This window comes from Singulisphaera rosea (assembly GCF_054877945.1).
The window spans coordinates 590,114-610,268 of sequence record NZ_JBTYIP020000002.1; the positions used below are offsets into that span (position 1 = coordinate 590,114).

Sequence of the window (20,155 nt, forward strand, 5' to 3'; positions counted from 1 at the left end):
GGGCCGCACGGTGCGGCCTGGCCTCATCTACGGTGTTTCACAACGGGGAGAACGAAGATGGATCGACGCAACATGCTGGGCGCCCTGAGCGCCGCCGGCCTGGTCGCATTGGGCGGCACCGCCCTGGCGCAACAGCCGCACGATCACGGCAAGGCCCTCGACGATTGCCGTGAGGTGTGCGGCAAGGCGGCGCACCATTGCCTGGAACAACTCCGCAAGGGCGGGCCGAACGCGGAGGCCCACGCCCGGGCCCACGAGATGACGATGGATTGTCAGCGGTTCTGCTCGCTGGCGACCGACCTCACGTTTAGCAGCAGCCCGGTGGCGCACCACGCCCACGCGGCCTGCGCCGAGGTGTGCCGGGAGTGCGGCGAGGCCTGCGAGAAGGTCGCAGGGGACAAGATCATGCAGGACTGCGCCAAGACCTGCCGCGAGGCCGAGAAGCACTGCCGCATGATGGCCAAGGCGGGCGGTCACACACACTAGGGCAAATTACGCCGATCGCTAGCAGCTCATCCACCCGAGGGCTCACGGGTTGGGCTCGTCTCCGCATCGGGAATGGACCTACGTTCCCCAACCGTGAAGGAGAGCAGATGCGTCAGGTATGGGCCGTCGTCGCATTGGCTGGCGCTTTCGCGGTCGCCGAGGCACGTGGAGACTCCGGGCCCGTCAGGACGGCGCAGGGCGGATTCGTGACGAAGATGGGCCACTACCAATTCGACGTCTACTTCTACCGCACCGGCGTGCGGGTCTTCCCGCAACGACCCGAGGGGACGCCGCTCGCCGTCTCCGGCATCGTCGGGACGGCGACATTTTACCACCCGAATTCCCCGGAAGTTTGGTTCTCGCGTCCTCTCCGCTCCGTCCCGTCGGCGTCGTCGCTCGACCTGGCGATCGGGATGGGCGACGTCCCGGCCGCTGGCGTGAAAGTGACCGTCGCGATCGACGGCCTTCCTGAGCCTTCCGAGCCCACGGCCACGTTCACAGTCCCCCTTGAATTCGTCACCGCGTCGAGCTTGGGCGGCGCCGTCGTATCGACAAAGCCGGCCCGACCACGGGGCGGCGTCCCGCCTCAGTTTCCGATCGCCAATGGACTGAGCTACAAAGGGCTCGGTGACTCCCTGATCACTCGCCCTGGCACGACATCGCCGCGCATGAGCCCCCCACCGGTCTCGCTTTCCGGCTATGGTAGCGTCCCATCGTCCGCCAGCCCAGGGGGGGCCTTACCCTTCGTGAGTGGCCACGCGGTCTTCGTCATGCCCTCATCCGGCCGGGACGTGCGGCTGGCAAGGCCTTGGCTCAGGCCGATGGACTGAGGCCCACCGGTTGCCGGGGATGTTCCCCAACGAGTCGTTCGACGTGTCCACATTGGATGCGGAAAGGAAGAGAATGATGATCCAATCCCTCGAGAGTAAGTCGTTTCGCCGTACCCTGGCGGTGGTTGCCGGGGCGGCGGTGCTTATGATGACCTGGCCCATGAGGGTTGGGGGCCAAACCAAGCCCGATGAACAGCCCAAACCCGCTGACTCCGCGAAGCACGTCCATCCGGGCAACCCGGACGCCAAGGCGAACGACGTGCTCGCTGAACAGGTCCAGCAACTGCGGGCGAAGGTCGCGAAGCTCGAAGCCGCCTTGTCACAAGGGCAGGAAACCGGCCAATCGAGCCCAAGGAACCCTGATCAAGGAACGGGCACGGGCGCGGCGACCGGGGATAAGGGCGCGCGCCAAAGCGGCCGTGTCTCCGCCAAATTTCAGAACTGCATCCAATGCCACCAGACACGTCCGAGCGGCCCTCTGCCACCAAGTCACTTGGAAACGGCCGGAGATACAGACACCGGAACGGGGGCGGGCGGGGGCATGGGGAAGATGAGTGGAGGGAAGTCCGGCGGCGGCATGGGAATGATGGGCATGGGGAAGATGGGTGGGGGGAAATCCGGCGGCGGTATGGGAATGATGGGTGGCGGTGGCATGGGAATGAAGGGCATGGGGAAGATGAGTGGAGGGAAGTCCGGCGGCGGCATGCCCATGATGGACGACGACAGCGACGAGATGGGCATGGGGAAGATGAGCGGAGGGAAGTCCGGCGGCGGCATGCCCATGATGGACGACGATAGCGACGAGATGGGTATGGGCGCCATGGGGAAGGTGCAAGGCATGAGCAGCATGCAGCGTGCCTCGGCCTTGCCGGGATTCCCTGGTGTCTCGCATCTCTATCACATGGGTGCGACGGGGTTCTTCCTGGACCACAACGAGCACATCACCCTGTCGGCGAATCAGCAGAAGAAGCTGAATCTAATCAAACAGAAAGCCCTGACGGGGAGTTCCTCCTGCAAACGCAAGGTCGAGGAGGGGGAACAGGAACTCTGGGAATTGACGGCTTCGGATACACCGGACGCCGCCGCGATCGAGGCCAAGGTCCATGAGGTCGAGAAGCTGAAGGGGAATCAGCGGTTGCTGTTCATCCGCGCCGTCGGCGAGGCCGCCAAGGTGCTGACCGACGACCAGCGGCAGGCGTTGGCGGGGACGGTGACGGAGGCGTCTGCTCAGCCGGCAACCGCCAAGCCCTAACCTGACACGCATTACTCCCATGAACACCTTTCGGGGACTGAACGATGACCAGGACGGCGAAAGAACTCGACAGCCATCAATTCACCTGGCCTGCCACGTTCTGGAGGCCCAAACCGTGTGCGTGCCGGGCACATTCAACCGCTGGGACCCGGCGGCAACGCTACTGACGAAGCACGGCGAAGTCGCAAATGATTATCGATTCGGCCCCACGGCAACCTCGGCGGCATACAAATTGCCGAATAAAAATATTTTGACCACTAACTCACAACGTGTGGGTTGATCCGGGTGTTCTTTTTTTAGGGGAGATTTCTATGAAGCGTCGAGAAGCGCTTGGTACGCTCACCGCGTCCGCTGTAGGCCTCGCCACTCTCGCCTCGGGGGCGAATGCGTTCGCGAACCAGGGCGGCGAGCACGAGATGCACTTCGAGACGTGCGCCAAGACCTGCGGCGAGTGCCAGATTCACAGTGATTCCTGCTTCCAACACTGTGCTGACCTCGTCGCCAAAGGGGACAAGAGCCACGTTAAGACCATGCACGCATGTGTCGATTGCGCGGAGTGTTGCAAACTGGCCGCCACTCTGAGTGCCCGCCACAGTCCGTACGCGGCTGCGGCCTGTGAGTGCTGCGCGAAGTGCAACGACGATTGCGCGGCGGCCTGCGAGAAATTCCCGGACGACAAGCAGATGGCGATGTGCGCGAAGTCGTGCCGCGACTGCGCCAAGGCGTGCCGGGAAATGATGAAGCACATGGCGCACTAACCCCACTCTCGATCGTAGGCCGGGCACCAACTTCAAGTCGGTGTCCGATCTGTCCGTTCGAGAGGCCCCTGTGCCACAACCTTGTCAGCGGTGGCTTCCCGAGTTCTTGAACATCATTTTAGGAGAGTTGAAGATGGTCGAAACTCAAACCAGTTACAAATGCAGCGCTTGCGGGATGACGAAAACGGTTCCCGCCGACCAGAAGGCTCCCTCGTGCTGCGGCAAGGTGATGCAAGAGACCGCCGCGCAAAAGCCGGGCGAAAGCAAGGGAGGTTCATGTTGTTCGGGCTAGACGGAACTAGCCATGACCGATCGACTCCCAGACCAGCACCCAGACTGACTGTTGTCGGTGCGCTGCGGGTCTGACGGCGTGAGGATGCAACCTCGACAAATGCGGCCACCGAGGGCGGAAGGTGCCCCGAGCAACCCCAAGTCGGTTTGTTTGTTTTGTGTCGACCGCCCTCCTCCTGGCTGTCCAGCGGAGCGTTGCTTGCCTCGACTGGCACCGGCACATGCAGCTATCTTCTGACGAAAGAAAGGACCGCGTCATGGCAAAATCAACTCAACTGGAACGGCCGGCAGCAACAAGGTTTGCGTGTCTCGCCCCGGAAGGCCGCGCGGTTTTCCTCGCAGGAACGTTCAACGGCTGGGATCCGAAGGCGACGCCGATGACCAGGAACGCCGATGGCAACTGGGACGTCTCTGTTGCCCTCGCCCCTGGGCATTACGAATTCAAGTTCGTCGTCGATGGGGCGTGGATCTGTGAGCCGGGTTGTGACGGTCATTACGACGGCTGTCCCAAATGCACGCCGAACCCTTACGGCACCATGAACCGCGTCATCGAGGTCGAGGCATAGCCATGGGCACGATTCCTTTCCGGAGGCCCGCGTCGGCCCGGCTCGTTCGCCTGGGCGTGCTCGCCCTAGGGATCATGCTGGCATGGGTATCCTCGGGCTTTGCCCAAATGACGCCGGAGGAGCATGCGAGTCACCACCCCGGACAAGAAAAGGAGAAGGCCAAAGATACGGGAGGGCAGGAAGCAAAGACGGGTATGCCCGGCATGGCTGATAAGGACAAAGGAATGCAGGAGCCAAAAAAAGGAATGGGCGGCGGCATGGGCGACATGGGCAAGATGATGGAAGGGATGGGAGCACCGCCGCCGAAGGAACTGTACCCCACGCTCATGACGCTTCCGGACCTGTCGCATGAGAAGCGGGATGAGGTCGGGCGTCAGGCCGGTGATCGTATGACGGCGGGGATAGCTCTGCTCTCAGGGGCGGTCGACCGGCTCTCGGAGGCGACACTCAAAGACGATTACGAGGCGATGCAGCAGGCCACGTCTCAGATGCGTGAGGGCGTAGCGCAGTTCGAGAGCGGCCTGGCCGCCCGGCGAGCTCTCGCCGACGGCAAGCTGCCCCACCAGGTCGCCCAGCAATGGTTTAAGGGTGAAATGAACCTTCAACCGCCGTACGGTGTAGAAGCTCGCGGCGGTCTCTTCGGCGTCACTCCATTTCACCTCTTCACAATGGTACTTCTCATCGCGTTCGCGCTGGCGATGGTCGCCATGTATTTCTTCAAGATGAGCCGCGCGGCGGCCCTCTTTGGGCGTATCGAGTCCGACTCGGGACCGCCTCCCCCCGGCTCGGCCCCGCCACTTGCAGGAACAGCACCGCCGACGGCGGCAGACACCAAGGGAACGTCTGCATGAGCGATCTGCCTGCCCCCAAAACCGCGCCGCCTACGGCCGACGCCAAAGCTGCCCCGCCGGCGACTTCGCAGTTGCCTGTGGCTGCGAATTGGCGAGGGTACCTTCGCGTGGGAGGCATCGTCACGGAAACGCCAAGTGCGAAAACGTTTCGGCTCCTCCCTTCCTCCGGCGACCGCTTCCTCCCTTTCACCTTTGTGCCTGGTCAGTTCCTCAACGTCGCGTTCTGGATTGGCGGCGCGAGAATGAACCGCTCGTACTCCATTTCGTCCTCCCCGACGCACCGCGAATATGTCGAGCTGACCGTGCGGCGAGAGCCACGGGGCGCGGTCTCCCGTCACATCGTTGATCTCCTCAAGGTCGGCGATTTGATCGAAGCGGGAGGCCCGGTTGGGCGGTTTACCTTTACCGGGACAGAGGCGGACAGCATCGTCCTCATCTCAGCCGGCGTGGGCGTCACGCCGATGGTCAGCATCACCCGATATCTCACCGAGCAGTCCTGGGACGGAGATATCTTCTTCATCTACTTGTGTCACAATTTGGCCGACTACCTGTTTGCCAACGAGATCGCCGCACTCCAGCGCGCGAATCCGAAGTTGCACGTCGCCGTCACGGTGTCTAAACCGGAAAGGGCCGACTGGAAAGGCCTTCGCGGACGCATCACCAAGGAACTACTCACGCAGACGGTCCCCGATCTTGCATCGCGGAGAATCCATCTGTGCGGGCCACCCGCGATGATGGATGCGACCAAGGCCATGCTCACCGAGTTAGGAGTTGCTCCAGACCACGTCAAGACCGAAGCATTCGGTGCAGTCAAGCCCACCCCGGCCGCTGCAGCGACGGCCTTGAAACCGATTACTCCAGCCACTGGCCCGCGGGTCACGTTCTCAAAGAACAACAAGTCGGCCAAAATCCATGTCGATCTCCAGGCGGGAGATAGCCCGCCGGAGCAGACCATCCTGGAACTCTCGGAGGAGCTCGGCATCGGCATCGAATTCTCTTGCCGCGTCGGTACCTGCGGCGTGTGCAAGGTGAAGCTGACTACCGGCGAGGTTGAGATGGCGGTGCAGGACGCTCTCGATGCCGACGACAAAATCAACGGAATCATTCTCGCCTGCCAAGCAAAGCCTACGAGCGACGTTGCGGTGGAGGCATAGCCATGAAGGAGCGCGAACGCATCGTCGTCACCGGCGTCTTCGGCGTGTTGGTGTTTGCCTGGCTGGGCTTCCTCGTCCACCGTTCGCCGCGCTTCGCGGGCAGCGGAGTTGGGGCGGTGTTTGGAATAGCGGGGGCCGTGCTGATGCTTGTCCCGCTCGCATATCCGATCGTAAAACGTATTCGTTTCCTCAACGCTCGGATAACTCCTCACGTTTCTCTGCAGTCGTTGCTTACGGTGCATGTCTACACGGGCATTCTCGGCCCTTTGCTTGGTATGGTTCATACCGGCCACAAGTTCGACAGTTGGCTCGGAATCACGCTGACGTCTGTGATGCTTCTTGTCGTCCTGAGCGGGTTCATCGGTCGATACTTTCTCAGCTACGTCAATCAAGACATGAGAGACAAATTGCTCCTCTTGCAGACCGCCAGGGGCGATCTGGATAGTGCGTGGGGGGCACTCCAGAATTCGCCCCCGGAGATAAGTACGCTCCCGAAGGTGCCGCTCTTGGCCGCGGGCCTAGCGTCGTTGGGGCTCGATCTTCCGATCGGCGGACCGGCCCGTGAGGTCATCCGGCTTGCCGAATCCGTGGCGGACCTGGAGTACGCGGTCCGCACGCACGAGCTTTTCAAGCGGTGGTGCAGCCGATGGCTGAAACTGCACCTCGTTCTTTCCGTCCTCCTCTACGTTTTGCTCGGGCTGCACGTCTGGGCAGGGATCCATTTCGGTCTGAGGTGGTTCTCATGAAGCTCTGGCGTATCCTGCTCATCGCGTCGGCACTGCTCTTGGCGTTGTTTGGCGCGTATTACCTCCTGGGGAGCCATTCCGGTGGCGAACGCTCTGGGGTGTTGAGCAAAACGGCTTGGCAACGTATGTCCAGTCCCGGTTCGCTCTCCCAGGCCCACAAGTTTCTGGAGCATAACTGCGCGGCCTGTCACACGCCCGTCAAGGGGGTCGAAGCCAGCAACTGCATCGTCTGCCACGCCAACAACGAATCGTTGCTCCAGCGCCAGCCGACCGCGTTTCATGCCAGCGTGAGCAGTTGTCGTGAGTGCCATCCTGAGCATCGGGGGACCGTTCAGCGCCCGGCCGAGATGGACCACCTGGCGCTGGCCAGGATCGGCTTCCGCGAACTGAAAGCCGACCTGTCACCAAACGGTGAAGACAAATTGGTGCGGAAAGACCTCCTTGACTGGATCGGCCAACACCAGCCCACGAGCCGCAGGACGGAAGGCCATTCGAGCCTCACTCCGCAGGAGGCGGTCTTGAATTGCGCGACCTGCCATTCCACCAAGGATCGGCACTTCGGCCTCTTCGGCCAGGACTGCGTCCAGTGCCACGGGGCGACCAAATGGACGATCCCAGAGTTCCGGCATCCTTCGCCCAAATCCACGGATTGCGCCCAGTGCCACCAGGCCCCGCCGAGCCATTACATGATGCATTTTCAGATGGTTTCGGCCAAGGTGGCCCGCCAGCCGACTGCCAAAGTCAACCAGTGTTACCAGTGCCACCAGACGACGACGTGGAACGATATCAAGGGCGTGGGCTATTACAAGCACCATTAGCTAGGACGCCGAGAGTACGGCGAGCGGCGAAGCCCTGAGCGGCCCCTCGAAGAAGCAACCGAGAAGACTCGATGTGCGGCGGTTGTCGAGGCCGCGGATCGCACTTCAGGGTACGTTCGCCGCGACTGAGTCCGGGCTCCAACGCTTGCCGGGAGAGATCATGATGCACGAATCAGCAAAGGGGGGTTCTGCCATTCCAAGAGGCAGCGGCGTGGCTTTGCCGGCCGTGTTGGCCGTCCTCCTCGCCGTCGCGGCATTGGGGTCGGGCCGGGCGGGCGGCACCGCGGAACCGGCCGATGGGGGCGGGGACAAGCCGCTGGAACTCAAGATGCCCGATTCCCTGCGCAAGCGGCACGAAGCCTTCCACGCGGACTTCGTCAAGGCCACGAAGGAGGGCGGCAACGTCGGGGAGGCGGCCCGGTCGATCGAGAAATTGGCGGAGGCCCATTTCGCAAAGGCGAAGGAGGCATTCGCGCCCCTGGGGCTCTTGTCCCGGCTCGCGGCGGGGGAGGTCACGCCCGCGATGCGTGAGGCCATCGGGAAGGCCGAGCGACTGAGGGCCGCGCTGCCGCAAATTCGCCGCGATCACGGCGAGCTCGTGAAGGGGCTCGAGAGGCTCGCGGACTCCGCCAAGGCCGAGGGGAAGACGGACTACGCCGGCTTCGCGGAGCAGCTCACCCTGCATATCGGGGAAGAGGAGGAAGTCCTCTACCCGGCGGCGCTGCTGGTCGGCGAGTACCTGAAACGGAGGCTCGACAAGTAGCGACCGTGATTCGGAGGGGCGTTCTACCTGCGGCGAAGGCACCCGAGCGGAGGAGGCAAACGCGATGGCGTCCACCGAGGCGATCCCGGGCCAAGGCAACCAACCCGCAACCGCCGGCCACCCGTCTGGGCCGTGTGTCGAGGAGCCGTTCGCACTTGTTATCTTTGGCGCGACTGGCCAGCTGACCGCTTCCAAGCTGCTCCCGGCCCTTTTCCGGTTGTGGCGGGGCGAGTTCTTGCGTCAGCCGTTTGCGGTCGTCGGTGTGGGGAGGCGTGACAAGGACGACGCCAAGCTTCGGGAGGAAGCGCAACGCGTCATCCATGCGCGTGGTCCGGCCGATGACGGCGCGGACGCAGCGTGGCAGCAGTTTGCCCCCAGCCTCTATTACCACCGCGCCGACTTCACTACGGCGGACGGCTACCGTACGCTTTCGGCGCGGCTCGAACAGATGGAACAGCAACATAGCCTGGGCGGAAACCGCCTGTTTTACCTGGCAACGGATCCCGATTACTTTCCATTTATCGTCGAGCAACTGGCCGCCGCGCGTCTTGTGCGTCGCGAACCCGGCCGCCCGTGGACCCGGGTCGTGGTCGAGAAGCCGTTCGGAAAGGACTTCGACAGTGCCGAGGCGCTGGACCAGCAGATTCTGGGCGTGCTGCGCGAAGAGCAGGTGTTTCGCATCGACCACTATTTAGGCAAGGAGACGGTGCAAAACATCTTGGCATTCCGCTTCGGTAACCCCATCTTCGAGCCGCTGTTCAATCGCCAATATGTGGACCACGTTCAAATCACCATGGCCGAGACGGGCGGAATGGAGGGACGCCGCGGAGCCTATTACGACCACGCGGGAGCCATCCGGGACGTTGCCCAGAACCACCTCTTGCAGTTGTTGGCCTTGGTGGCGATGGAACCTCCCGCATCACTTGGGGCGACGGACATACACGACGAAAAAGTCAAGGTGCTGCGCAACCTCGTTCGACCCGAGGGCCGGTCGGCCGACGAGTGGGTGGTGCGCGGCCAATACGGGCCGGGACTCGCCAACGACGAGTCCCGGCCGGGCTACGTCGAGGAGAAAGCGGTTGCCCGTGACTCTTCCACTGAGACGTACGTCGCGATGAGGGCCGAAGTGGACACGTGGCGTTGGGCCGGCGTGCCGTTCCTGCTCCGCACCGGCAAGCGTCTGGCCCGGCAGGTGACGGAAATTGCCGTAGAGTTCAAACGGCCTCCCCGGCGTCTGTTCACTGCTGCACCGCACGGCGGCGACCTCTGCGACCGTCGTTGTCATTGTCACCCCGTCTGCAACTGTTGTCATGCGGGAGAGCAATCCGGGACACTAGTCTTTCGTATCCAGCCCGACGAGGGCATCAGCCTGACCTTCGCGGCAAAGCGTCCTGGGATGCAACTCGTGCTTCAGCCCGTGCGCATGGAGTTTGGCTATGCGCATTCGTTCCCGCAAATCCTGCCCGAGGCATACGAGCGACTCTTGCTGGATGCACTACGGGGCGACGCGACTCTGTTCACGCGCTCCGACGAGGTGGCGGCCGCCTGGGAGTTCATCACGCCCATCCTGGAGGCGTGGGAAGGGCAGCCTGCACCGCGCTTCCCCAATTACTCGGCCGGTAGTTGGGGGCCGATCGAGGCGGACCGGCTCCTGAGCGGATGTGAGCGAGGGTGGCGCCAGCCATAGCGCCCTGAGCCGAGGGTTTGGTCGAACTGCAAAGCACTGGTACACCTCGCTACCCTACGTCGGAATAACGTCCTCAGCAGTGAAGGCAAGAAGTGGCAACGAGCTGCATGGTCATACGTGAAATGTGTGCATGTTTTATATTAATTAACACGTGAGTTTATGAGGTGAGTCGATGCCAGGTTTTCAGTTGCAACGCCTGGGGTTGGTGATGGATCCGGGGCCCGGCAACCCTCTGGAGGCCGAAGGCGTCTTGAATCCGGCCGCGGTTCGGGGGGCCGTGATGGTCAACTTTACCTCTTCCCGCGGCTGGTCGCGCGGGGCAATTATTCGCGCATCGGGATCGCGCGAGTGCGGTTTAATGAGACCGGCAATCCGACGGGCGTCGAGCGTCCCGGCATTGCGCTGGAGCCCGAAGCGGATTACGAGAGACGAGCGGACGGCAGCGGCGGCTGCGAGGACCCGCGGATTTCGTTTGTCGAACCGCTCCAGCGATACGTGATGACCTACACGGCGCTTTCGCCCAATGGTCCGCGGATCGCGCTGGCACTATCAGAGGACCTGTTCAGCTGGAAGCGTCTGGGGCTTGCCACCTTCCGTCCGTATCAAGGCGTCGAGTTCGACGGCGTCGGCAACACAGACGCCTGCGTCTTCCCCGTAGCCATTCCCGATCCTTCCGGGAACCCGGCAATGGCCATCCTGCATCGGCCGCTCTTCCCCGGGACTTGTCCGGACGAAAAGGCGTGCGACCCTGGGTGCCGTGCGGTGGATCTCCGTCGCGAAAGCATCTGGATTTCCTACTGCCCACTCGCCATGGAGAATTGTGGGCCAAACCATCTCTGCCACTTTACCTCGCATCGTCGGCTGGCCAGTCCGGTGGCGCTCTGGGAGCGGCTCAAGATCGGCGGGGGAGCTCCCCCGATCCTGTCCCGGCACGGTTGGTTGGTCCTGTACCACGGCGTGGGCGAAACGGAGGAGCCGGACACACGAGGGCGCAAACTGAGCTACTCGGCGGGGGTGATGGTGCTCTCGGCGGAGCATCCGCACGTCATTCGCTACCGTTCGCCGCGGCCGGTGCTGGCGCCGGACTTGCCAGAGGAACGCCGGGGTACCGTCACGAACGTCGTGTTTCCCACCGGAATCGACCGGCGCGACGATCTCGGCGCGCCGGACCGCTTCGACGTTTATTATGGGATGGCTGATAGCCGGATCGGCGCGGCACGCCTTGATATGACCGAATGCCTGCCGCCAGGGGCTCTCGTCGACCGCCCGGAACAAAGGTCCAGCTAGCTGGTGGTCTCGAACGACCACGGCGCCTGCCCGATAGCGCAGGTAGAATAACTCTGACAGGCTGGTGGGCTCCTGGCCGTCTCCACAACGTGTTGTTCCCGAACCGAGGTGATGTGATGGACAGCGAGGCGACCAGGCGGACATTCCTCCAAGGCGGCACTATGGCGGCGGCCGGCCTCATCGCCGGGGCGGCCCCCGCGGCGGCCCAGGATGCCCCGGCCGGAGGGGGCCACGAGGGCCACGGCCAAGCGGGAGGCGAGCCGCGCGAGCGGCCCGCGGTGGGGAGCAAGACCGATCGCGGGAAGCTCGTACCGGGCTTCCGGGCGGCCGGTCTGGCGCCCGTCCCGGTCGAGGTGCCGGACGGCCCTCCGAAGCTCGCCTGGAAGATGGTCGATGGGGCCAAGGAGTTCCACTTGACCGCAGAGCATGTCAAGCGCGAGTTCCTGCCCGATATCTGGATCGACGTCTGGGGCTACAACGGCAGCATGCCCGGCCCGATGATCGAGGTCGTGGAGGGCGACAAGGTCCGGGTCATCGTCCACAACAAGCTCCCCGAGCCGACCATCGTGCACTGGCACGGCATCGAAGTCCCCAACGCCATGGACGGCGTGGAGTTCCTTAATCAGGAGCCGATCAAGTCCGGCGAGTCGTTCGCCTACGAGTTCACCCTCGAGCAAAACGGCACGTTCGCCTACCATACGCATGTGGCCATGCAGCAAGGCATGGGGATGGTGGGCCTGTTCATCGTCCATCCCAAGGTGGCCCACGACCCGCCGGTGGACCGCGACATCGCCCTCATCATCCAGGAATGGGCCATCCTGCCGGGATCCTCGATCCCGAACACCATGTCGATGGAGTTCAATCTCTTCACCCTCAATGGCTGCGCGGGCCCTTACTGTACACCCATAGTCATCAAGCAGGGCGAGCGGGTGCGCATCCGCCTTTTCAACTTCAGCGCCATCGACCACCACCCGATGCACTTGCACGGGATTACCTTCTGGATCACCGGGACCGAAGCGGGCCGCATCCCGGACACCGCCTGGATCCCCAGCAACAACGTCCTGGTGGCGGTCGCACAGTCGCGGGATTTCGAATTCGTCGCCAAGAACCCGGGCGATTGGGCGTTCCACTGCCACATGTTCCACCACATGATGAATTTCATGAGCACGATGGTCGGCCCGATGGGCGGCCACACGGTCCAGGGGATGCGGGCCGGCCAGAGCACGACCGGCGGGATGGGGATCGCCACTGGTGGCTCGGCGTTGTCGTCCGAGGCGTACGGCCCGAGCTTCGGCCGCAGCATGGGCGAGCAGACGAGCTTGGACCGCGCCGTCGGCAACATGCCGCCGATGTCCGCCATGGGGTCCGGGCACCAGGGCGGGATGGCCGGCATGCCCGGCATGGGGTCGCAGGGCGGCGGCATGCGGATGGGGGAGGCTCGAGACGTTCCGGGCTACCCGCAAGCGATGATGGGCATGGAGAGGCCCGCGACGGAGATCCGGAAGCTTACCGGCAAGCGCGAGACGCGGGGCATGCGCAGCGACTGGTTCAATGGCGTCGAGGGGCTGATGACCGTGGTCCGCGTCCTCCCACCGGACCTCTTCGATCAGGTGATGTCGGGCAAGGGCGACGTTGAATCCGGAGCGAGCGTGCCCGGGGCGAGGTCGGGCGAGGCAATGCCCCATCGACATGGCAACTGAGTCGGAATATCGCGAGGGCCACTGGCCTCCCTCTCCCGAAATCCCCTTTGAACCAATGGAGGAATGACCATGAGACCTTGGGAGATCCATCCGGCGTTGGTCCACTTCCCGATCGCCTTCCTGCTAGGCTCCGTGGCCCTGGATACCTACGCCTGGGTCCGGCGTCGCGACGACCTGTCGCGGGTCGTGTACGGGTTGCTGGTCGCCGGCGTCGCGACCGGATGGTTGACGGCCCTCGCCGGGCTCGTCGCCTACTTGACCGTGATGGCTCATACCGAGGAGGCGCACGGGCTGATGATCTGGCACCTCGCCCTGAACGTGACGATGCTCGCCTTGTTCACCGGGGTCGCCATCGCCCGTCGCCGACACCGAGCCGGGCCGTCACCGGTCGGGAGCCGGGTCGTCGTCCTGGTTGCGGCGGTCCTCCTGTTGATCGGGGGGGCCTTGGGCGGTTATATCGTCTATCACGGTGGTGCCGGCGTTTCGCCCAAGCTCCTCGCCCCCGAGATTCGTGGAGGTCATTCGCACGGAGGAGAGGCCGGCGGCCCCATGCCCATGCAAGGCGGTCATCAGCATGATGAGGAGACCAAGCCGGGATCGTGACCTCGCGGCGGGGCGACGGCCATCGGAGGGCACGGACCGAGGCACCCTCGGCCGGTCACGCGCGCATGGGCCGCCCGCCCGCGAGCCGACTCCGTAACGATCGCCGACGGCGGAAAGCCCCGTATCCGCCAGAACCCGGCTCACCGAGGCTGGGGGTTCGCCTCGATGTGGCCCTGCCCGGTCGGGGCATCGGGCACGGCTAGCCCGTCGACCAGGAGCATGCCGCCAATCTCGACCTCGGCCCGTCGGAGTTCGAGGAGCGACTGGACGTAGTCTGCATCCAGCGAGACCAGCGTTCTCCGGGCCACCAGAACCTGCGGATAGGCCGCCCGCCGCTGCCGAAGGTTTTCCGACTGGACCTCAAAAGCCCGCCGCGCCAACGGCAGGCTCTCAATGCGGTAGTCCAGCACCGATTGCTGGGCGTCCTGGTAGCGGGTGAAAGTATCGGCCAGGCGTTGGCGCAGCGTCAGCGCCACGCGGTCGTGCTCGGCGTGGGCACGCGCCAGATCGGCCATCGCCTCGCGGACGGTCCCCTGGTTCCGGTTCCAGACCGGCAGCGGAAAGCTCGCCTGGACGCCTGCGGTCGTGGTGTTGACCTCGTAGTTGTGGCCGACGACCGCCTGCAAGGTGACGTTCGGGATCGGCTCGGCGCGCTCGCGGCGGACCGTGATCTGGTCTCGCTTGATCTGGGACAGCGCCGCCTGAATTTCAGGGCTATTTCGGAGCAGGTTCGCAAGAGTGGCGTCGAAGTCGAGGGGGGCGGCCTCCGCCTCCAGCGGCCGGACGTCCAGCGGGACCGGGCGCAGCTCCGGTGCCCCGACCTGGGCGATCAGTTTCTGCCAGTCCCCGCGATAACGGTTCTCCGCGTTCCTCAGCGCCACGCGGGCGCGGTGGGCCTCGACCTTGGCCTGGAGCAGGTCGGGCTCGTTCGCCTGGCCGACGTTGACGAGTTGCTCGGTGGTTCGCACTGCATCCTCGTTGATCCGGACCAATTCACCCTCGACCTGGACCAGCCGCTGGGCGGCGACGACCGCGAAGTAGGCGATGCGGACGCCGTTCAAGACCCGGAGCCGCTGGACCTCGGCCTGCCACTGGGCGGTGTTGGCCTCCTCGGCGAACTTGGCGCGGCTGAGCCGGAGCTTGCCCCCGGTGACGATCTCCTGCTGGACGAAGCCACCTTGGAGCTCCCCGGGAGACGGCCTCCCCCGGGCGAGGACGCCGCCGGCCGTCGGCACCTCAGCGCCCGGGGCCCCCATCTGCTCGGACTGGTAGCCGATTCTCGGATTTGGGTAGAGCCCGGCCTGGAAGGAGCGGCTCCGGGACGCGTCGATCTGGGCGAAGGCTTGCCGGAGCGTCGGGTTGCGCTCCATCGCCAGCCGCTCGAGATCGGCGAGGCTCAAAGTGGCGACCGGGCCGGCCGCGGCGGGGTCGGGTGGCCGCGGGCTTGCCATCGCCGCCATCGGCTCCGGCAGGGCGGCCGGTAGCGCCGCTCTCGAGGGCTCCGCCGCATTGTGGGACGACATGTCGTGGGTCGGCGCCTGGGCGACCCTCCGCACTCGGACATCCTCGGCACTGGCCCAGACCGGGGGACCCAGGAGCGACGCCAGACAGGCGATCGTCGTCCCGGTCCCGAGGGCGTGGGCGAGCGCCGGACGGGCCGTCTGCGGCCTGCCCTTCGCGTTCATCCTGAACATCGTTCGCTCCTCGGTCCGACGCGCTGAGCCCGCCGCGTTCGGATAGACATCGGGAGTATCGGCCCTGCGGACGGCAGGGCTTCGCCTCATTGTCTGCAAATCCTAGATTCTCCCAACAATTACTTCCACTTCGGACGCATGGCCCGCTGGGCCCCGTACATTGCTGTGGCATCGCGGAACCTCATGCCACCGAGCCAAGCTCCCGTCGGCAGAGCGCGGGCTCGCGTTTTTCACGCACGCCAACTACGGCGAAGCTTCCCAGGATTTCCGGCCGCCATGCGGAAGTGGCGACGCCCCGTGGCGTCAAAGGCCAGCGAGACGGATTCGTCAGACGCGATCCGACGACGGTCCCCTGTTGCTCTGTGTCACTCGTGTTAGGATTTGACTTCGGCCTCGTGCCGCGTTTGAATGAGGCCATGTTTGGGCGGCGAGTTGCATCGGGGGTGCGGAAGTGCTGAAGACGACGGAGGATCTCGGCGAGGTCGTGAGACGTTACCGGAGCGATCCGGAATCAGTCTATAACACCTGGTTCGTCCGCAGCCCGGAACGTCTCAAGGCATTCCGCTCGATCCGGCGCGGGGTGATGGAGGTCGTCAAGGCGATCCGCGAGGAGAGCTTCGGGGCCGATTTCAAAGGTTCGCCGCTGGAGACGGTCCTGCAGAGCATCACCGAGCAGAAACAGGTCTTCGAGGGCGCGGCCCATCCCTTCTACTGGAAGCCCAAGCTCCGCATCCCCGACATCTACGAGGACGAGGAGAACAAGCGGGCCTTCGGCCAGCTCCTGGAGCGGGCGCTCGGCTCGCCCGGCGAGGAGCGGCTCCTGCGCGAGATCCTCGATCTCGACCGCCGGCGCATCAAGGGGCTCGGCCCCGCCGTGGCCAACATCCTCTACTTCCTCCACCCGACCCTCTTCCCGCCGTTCAACACCGCCATCGTCCGTGGCTTCAACGCGCTCTTCGCCGACGCCAAGAAGCTCGGCTCCTGGCCGGATTACCTCGAGATGCGGGAGGTCATCAGGTCCGCCAATGCGGGGCTACGCCCCCCGCTCTCCAACGATCTGGGCGCGTTCGCCGGCTTGCTGTTCGACATCGGCGTCGGGAAGGTCCTTATCGAATCCAACCTGGCCGAGGGGCTTGCCCGCGAGCGGGAAGGGGTCGAGAAGATCGTCCGCAGGCGTCATCGCGAGGTCGAGGAGGACCGGGCCGAGGAAAACGAGCACCTGAAGATCCAGCACATGCTCACGACCGTCGGCCGCTCGCTCGGCTATTCGGTCCACGTGGCGACGAACGACCGGGGGCGCACCTACGAGGGTGAATGCCTGGCGTCCCTGACGGTGGAACGCCTCCCCGACCTCGGCCTGGCCGACGAGACGGCCCAGACGATCGCCCTGATCGACGTCCTCTGGCTCCGGGCCGACACCGGCAGGGTCGTCTGCGCGTTCGAGGTCGAGAAGAGCACGTCGATCTACTCGGGCATCCTCCGGCTCGTGGATCTCGCCAAGTCGGTGGGCGATCCCTCGCTGCACTTCTACCTGGTCGCACCGAATGCGCGGGAGAAGGAGATCCAGGCCCAACTGCGCCGCCCGGCCTTCGGCGACCTCGGAGCCCTGGAACTCCGCTACATCCTCTTCCGGGAGCTCTGCGAGCACTGCGCCGGCCTGTGCAAATTCGGAGACGACCACACGGTCCTACGGAAGATCGCCAAAGGCAGGCCGGATGGCGCGTCGGCACCTTCGGCTCGGCCGGCTCCTTGAATCGTCAATCGCCTTGTTCCCGCCTGGATGATCGAACGCGAGAACATCGGAGACGGATGGCCGCCGTACCGAGTCCAGCCCCAGGCAATTCGGCTGGTATCATGACGCGAACCGGCATACAATCCGAGACGGTCTGGGAAGACCGGCCGCATGTCGGCTCAACACCAGGGAAGGCGGACCCGCCCGCGGGCTCACGGGCGGGCGATTTACCGCCAAGAACGTACGCCCGTGCCTTCGTCTTGCCGATACGAATCCGCCCATGGGACCGGGATTCGGCGAACAAAGTTGCGTTCGCGGCCGAAATAACGATTGTTGGAGTCCGTCGAGGCCCGAATTGCCCTCGGAAGCCGACGGTCAGCAATCGATGACTCAGGGTTCGAGCCCATGAACGCCGCCCGCCGCCAGTCCGGAGCACTCTGGATCGCCTTGATGGCGATCTGGGGGGCGTCGTGGGCGGCACCCGCGGAAGCCCGGCCGATGGCCGCCTGTTGCGACGCCTACCCCCCGGGATGCGGCGGTTGCTGCTCGTCCGGGCCCGGCATCCCTGCCGGCGAATCCGCCCCGGCCGGTTGCCGCCTTCCGAGGGCGGCCTGTCAGTGCGGCCCCGCCGAGCCTGCCGCCCCGGGCACGGCGACCGACCGCCTCACGACCGGCGGGCGTGCCGCCTCGGTCCCCCTCTGGATCGCAGACTCGTCCAGCCCGACGATCGCCCCCGCAGCCTCGCCCTGCGACCGCTTGCGGGCGACGCGGCGCCCCATGCACGCCGCACCGCCGCGCACCTTCCCCCTCCTGAATTGAGCCCTTCCCCCGGGCCGCCGTCCCACTCGGCGCCTGCGGCCATCGGCCGCGTCAGATAGCCGCGACAACACACCGGCCATCGCAATCGATGTCTCGGGACCGCCCCGCGTCCCCGTTGCGCCCCTCGCTCGCGTCGCGCCCTGGAGGCTCGACGTCGCGTGAAGGATGGCGCGCGGACGGTCGTCGGCCCCGATCGGCGATCCATCCACGGGGAGGGGAAGAACGATGATCTGCATCGATCCAGTTTGCGCATTCAGTCGCGATGAACTCGGGCGACTGGGCCTCGTCGCCCATGACGGCCGCACGGGCGAACGGGGTCTCGGCCAGATGGCCCTGATCCGGGACCGTGATCGCGAGGGCGTCAGCGATCTGCCCCGTGCTGGGACACGTCGAAACGGATCGAACCTTGCGCTCTTCGGGCGACGGAGGTTCATGTGACGCTCCGTTCGAAGCTCGTCCTGCCGATCAACATGATCCTGGTGCTCGTCCTCGGGGCGGCCCTCGCCTGGGAATGGCGGAGGTCCGAGGCGACGGAATTGGCCGTTCTCCACGCCCGCCTCGACGAGGAGGCCCGTTTCATCCGGGCGGCCCACGAATCGCTGGGCGGTTCGACCCGGTTCGCCGACTATCTGGGGGCCTTCTGCCACGCCACCGACGCGGCCGCGTCGCCCGAGCACCAGGTGGCCTTGGTCGATGGCGGCAGCCTGATCGCCGAGGCCGCGGTGCACGCGCGGCAACCGATGGACCCGCTCGAGCTGGCGGGATTGGGAGAGGGGGCCTGGCTCCGGAGGCGGGGCCAGGAATCGTATCTGGTCCGGGTGTCCGACCAGGAAGGCCGGAAGGTCGTGGTGGCCGAATCGACGCGTGCGCTCCGCGCCCGGGTGAGGGCACGCATCCTAATGATGGCCGGCTGGTACCTCGGCCTAGGCGTCGTGTTGCTGGCGGCGGTCAACGCCGTGATGCGCCGAACGGTGCTCAGCCCGATCCGGCGGCTGTCGCGGGCGGTGCGCCTGCTCGAACAGGGGCAGCTAGGCGTCCAGGTGGACGCGAAAGGCGGTGACGAGCTGGGGGCGCTGGGCCGGCGGTTCAACGCCATGTCGAGAGTGATCGCCGAGCAGGCGGAGTCGGACCGTCGGGAGTTGGAGACGGCGCGGCGGGTCCAGGCCCACCTCCTGCCCCCGCCGGAATCCCGGATCGGCCGCCTGGAGTTCGCCGGGCGGTGCATCCAGGCCGGCCCGGTCGGGGGGGACCTCTACGACGTCCAGCCGCTGCCGGGCGACCGCGTGGGCATCCTGGTGGCCGATCTGTCGGGGCACAACGTGGCGGCGGCCCTGCACACCGCCATGGTGCGGGCGATCGTCTGGCGCGAGGCCGAGCAGGCGGCGTCGCCGGGCGAGGTGCTGGAGCGGCTCAACGAGCGGCTGTGCCGGGACCTCCCGGAGGAGCATTTCGCCACGGCCTTCTTCGGATGGTTCGACGCCCGTTCCGGCCGATTGCATTATGCCAACGCCGGACACCCGCCGGCTTACCTCGTATCGCCGCGCGGCTCGCCGAGAGAATTAGGGCCTACAGGCCCGCTCCTTGGTGTGCTGCCGGATGTGCCGCACGGCAGCGAGTCGGTAGAGCTGGAGCCCGGTGGTGAACTCTTGGCCTACACCGACGGCCTGCCAGAGTCCATGGGGCTGGACGGGGAGCTGTGGGGAAGCGATGAAATGCTCGCGGTCTTCCGGTCGGGCGAGGCCGATCGGCCCGCCCAGGTCGTCGCCCGATTGCTGGATCGCGCCGCCACGTTCCGAGGGCCGGTGTCTCCGCAAGACGATGTGACCGTTATTATTGCGAAGCACATGCCCAGTACGGTGGACGTCGACTCGACGCCAGAATAGGACGATTCCTGGAAAATCATCGTGCTATGTGACTGATTTTGTGCTGCCGACCTCGACGGCTTGGGGCCAGAGACGGGAAAGCGCTGGCACGACGACAGGTTGGAAAAAATCCGGACCTCTCAGTTCGGAATTATACGTCATCGCGTCCTTGACTTTGCATACCCCACGGGGTACCAGTCATAACAAGAAATTCACATATATTATATTTATGACTCGTGAACCAAAAGGTCCCCGG

The 20,155-nt window shown here is 65.0% G+C and carries 17 protein-coding genes and 1 pseudogene; 17 read left to right on the plus strand and 1 reads right to left on the minus strand.

The genetic code is table 11. The annotated features are described in order from the left end of the window. Positions 1 to 57 precede the first annotated feature (57 nt). From ACYOEI_RS05510 to ACYOEI_RS05575, 14 genes and pseudogenes are all read left to right on the plus strand, one after another. Entirely contained in the window at positions 58 to 486 is a 429-nt protein-coding gene (locus tag ACYOEI_RS05510) for a four-helix bundle copper-binding protein (protein ID WP_462848331.1), read from the plus strand. Between the two features lie 107 nt (positions 487 to 593). Continuing rightward, on the plus strand, positions 594 to 1,316 hold the full coding sequence (locus ACYOEI_RS05515; RefSeq protein WP_462848332.1) for a hypothetical protein: 723 nt from the start codon (positions 594 to 596) through the stop codon (positions 1,314 to 1,316). Between the two features lie 73 nt (positions 1,317 to 1,389). Further along, the gene (locus ACYOEI_RS05520; protein ID WP_462848333.1) at positions 1,390 to 2,568 is read left to right on the plus strand and encodes a Spy/CpxP family protein refolding chaperone; all 1,179 of its coding nucleotides are present in this window, start codon (positions 1,390 to 1,392) and stop codon (positions 2,566 to 2,568) included. Positions 2,569 to 2,879: 311 nt separating this feature from the next. Further along, positions 2,880 to 3,326 carry a four-helix bundle copper-binding protein gene (locus ACYOEI_RS05525; RefSeq protein ID WP_462848334.1) on the plus strand — a complete coding sequence of 149 codons (447 nt, stop codon included), beginning with the start codon at positions 2,880 to 2,882 and terminating at the stop codon, positions 3,324 to 3,326. Positions 3,327 to 3,874: 548 nt separating this feature from the next. Next, a complete protein-coding gene (locus ACYOEI_RS05530) occupies positions 3,875 to 4,183 on the plus strand; it encodes a glycogen-binding domain-containing protein (protein ID WP_462848336.1) in 309 nt (102 codons plus the stop codon). A 2-nt stretch (positions 4,184 to 4,185) separates the two neighbouring features. Continuing rightward, positions 4,186 to 5,034 carry a hypothetical protein gene (locus ACYOEI_RS05535; protein WP_462848338.1) on the plus strand — a complete coding sequence of 283 codons (849 nt, stop codon included), beginning with the start codon at positions 4,186 to 4,188 and terminating at the stop codon, positions 5,032 to 5,034. Continuing rightward, positions 5,031 to 6,188, plus strand: a complete 1,158-nt coding sequence (locus tag ACYOEI_RS05540; RefSeq protein WP_462848340.1) for a 2Fe-2S iron-sulfur cluster-binding protein — start codon at positions 5,031 to 5,033, stop codon at positions 6,186 to 6,188. Before ACYOEI_RS05535 ends, ACYOEI_RS05540 begins: the two co-directional genes overlap by 4 nt. 2 nt (positions 6,189 to 6,190) lie before the next feature. Further along, positions 6,191 to 6,934, plus strand: coding sequence for a hypothetical protein (locus ACYOEI_RS05545; RefSeq protein ID WP_462848341.1), 744 nt, complete (start codon positions 6,191 to 6,193; stop codon positions 6,932 to 6,934). Next, entirely contained in the window at positions 6,931 to 7,752 is an 822-nt protein-coding gene (locus ACYOEI_RS05550; protein ID WP_462848343.1) for a multiheme c-type cytochrome, read from the plus strand. The genes ACYOEI_RS05545 and ACYOEI_RS05550 overlap by 4 nt, the downstream gene beginning before the upstream one ends. 211 nt (positions 7,753 to 7,963) lie before the next feature. After that, the gene (locus ACYOEI_RS05555) at positions 7,964 to 8,515 is read left to right on the plus strand and encodes a hemerythrin domain-containing protein (RefSeq protein WP_462848344.1); all 552 of its coding nucleotides are present in this window, start codon (positions 7,964 to 7,966) and stop codon (positions 8,513 to 8,515) included. A gap of 64 nt (positions 8,516 to 8,579) precedes the next feature. Then, on the plus strand, positions 8,580 to 10,202 hold the full coding sequence (gene zwf / locus ACYOEI_RS05560; RefSeq protein WP_462848345.1) for a glucose-6-phosphate dehydrogenase: 1,623 nt from the start codon (positions 8,580 to 8,582) through the stop codon (positions 10,200 to 10,202). A 172-nt stretch (positions 10,203 to 10,374) separates the two neighbouring features. Then, positions 10,375 to 11,489, plus strand: a pseudogene (locus ACYOEI_RS05565) (glycoside hydrolase family 130 protein). A 116-nt stretch (positions 11,490 to 11,605) separates the two neighbouring features. Next, positions 11,606 to 13,189: a multicopper oxidase family protein gene (locus ACYOEI_RS05570; protein ID WP_462848346.1), complete on the plus strand. Its 1,584-nt coding sequence runs from the start codon at positions 11,606 to 11,608 to the stop codon at positions 13,187 to 13,189. 69 nt (positions 13,190 to 13,258) lie between these two features. Further along, positions 13,259 to 13,792 carry a DUF2231 domain-containing protein gene (locus tag ACYOEI_RS05575; protein ID WP_462848348.1) on the plus strand — a complete coding sequence of 178 codons (534 nt, stop codon included), beginning with the start codon at positions 13,259 to 13,261 and terminating at the stop codon, positions 13,790 to 13,792. Between the two features lie 140 nt (positions 13,793 to 13,932). Here the strand turns inward: ACYOEI_RS05575 and ACYOEI_RS05580 are convergent, their stop codons facing one another. Beyond that, positions 13,933 to 15,486, minus strand: coding sequence for a TolC family protein (locus ACYOEI_RS05580; protein WP_462848349.1), 1,554 nt, complete (start codon positions 15,484 to 15,486; stop codon positions 13,933 to 13,935). Positions 15,487 to 15,937: 451 nt separating this feature from the next. Between ACYOEI_RS05580 and ACYOEI_RS05585 the strand changes: the two genes are divergently transcribed. The 3 genes from ACYOEI_RS05585 (at position 15,938) to ACYOEI_RS05595 (ending at position 19,920) form a co-directional block, all read left to right on the plus strand. Further along, the gene (locus ACYOEI_RS05585) at positions 15,938 to 17,239 is read left to right on the plus strand and encodes a hypothetical protein (protein WP_462848350.1); all 1,302 of its coding nucleotides are present in this window, start codon (positions 15,938 to 15,940) and stop codon (positions 17,237 to 17,239) included. Between the two features lie 384 nt (positions 17,240 to 17,623). Next, the gene (locus ACYOEI_RS05590) at positions 17,624 to 18,037 is read left to right on the plus strand and encodes a hypothetical protein (RefSeq protein ID WP_462848351.1); all 414 of its coding nucleotides are present in this window, start codon (positions 17,624 to 17,626) and stop codon (positions 18,035 to 18,037) included. A gap of 434 nt (positions 18,038 to 18,471) precedes the next feature. Further along, positions 18,472 to 19,920 carry a PP2C family protein-serine/threonine phosphatase gene (locus tag ACYOEI_RS05595; protein ID WP_462848352.1) on the plus strand — a complete coding sequence of 483 codons (1,449 nt, stop codon included), beginning with the start codon at positions 18,472 to 18,474 and terminating at the stop codon, positions 19,918 to 19,920. Positions 19,921 to 20,155: the final 235 nt, after the last annotated feature.

Bases quoted from the DNA above. Each gene is read 5' to 3' on its own strand.
- ACYOEI_RS05530 (WP_462848336.1), top strand. From the start codon at position 3,875: ATGGCAAAATCAACTCAACTGGAACGGCCGGCAGCAACAAGGTTTGCG.
- ACYOEI_RS05590 (WP_462848351.1), top strand. From the start codon at position 17,624: ATGAACGCCGCCCGCCGCCAGTCCGGAGCACTCTGGATCGCCTTGATG.
- ACYOEI_RS05510 (WP_462848331.1), top strand. From the start codon at position 58: ATGGATCGACGCAACATGCTGGGCGCCCTGAGCGCCGCCGGCCTGGTC.
- zwf (WP_462848345.1), top strand. From the start codon at position 8,580: ATGGCGTCCACCGAGGCGATCCCGGGCCAAGGCAACCAACCCGCAACC.
- ACYOEI_RS05575 (WP_462848348.1), top strand. From the start codon at position 13,259: ATGAGACCTTGGGAGATCCATCCGGCGTTGGTCCACTTCCCGATCGCC.
- ACYOEI_RS05520 (WP_462848333.1), top strand. From the start codon at position 1,390: ATGATGATCCAATCCCTCGAGAGTAAGTCGTTTCGCCGTACCCTGGCG.
- ACYOEI_RS05570 (WP_462848346.1), top strand. From the start codon at position 11,606: ATGGACAGCGAGGCGACCAGGCGGACATTCCTCCAAGGCGGCACTATG.
- ACYOEI_RS05540 (WP_462848340.1), top strand. From the start codon at position 5,031: ATGAGCGATCTGCCTGCCCCCAAAACCGCGCCGCCTACGGCCGACGCC.
- ACYOEI_RS05515 (WP_462848332.1), top strand. From the start codon at position 594: ATGCGTCAGGTATGGGCCGTCGTCGCATTGGCTGGCGCTTTCGCGGTC.
- ACYOEI_RS05545 (WP_462848341.1), top strand. From the start codon at position 6,191: ATGAAGGAGCGCGAACGCATCGTCGTCACCGGCGTCTTCGGCGTGTTG.
- ACYOEI_RS05525 (WP_462848334.1), top strand. From the start codon at position 2,880: ATGAAGCGTCGAGAAGCGCTTGGTACGCTCACCGCGTCCGCTGTAGGC.
- ACYOEI_RS05550 (WP_462848343.1), top strand. From the start codon at position 6,931: ATGAAGCTCTGGCGTATCCTGCTCATCGCGTCGGCACTGCTCTTGGCG.
- ACYOEI_RS05580 (WP_462848349.1), bottom strand. From the start codon at position 15,486: ATGTTCAGGATGAACGCGAAGGGCAGGCCGCAGACGGCCCGTCCGGCG.
- ACYOEI_RS05535 (WP_462848338.1), top strand. From the start codon at position 4,186: ATGGGCACGATTCCTTTCCGGAGGCCCGCGTCGGCCCGGCTCGTTCGC.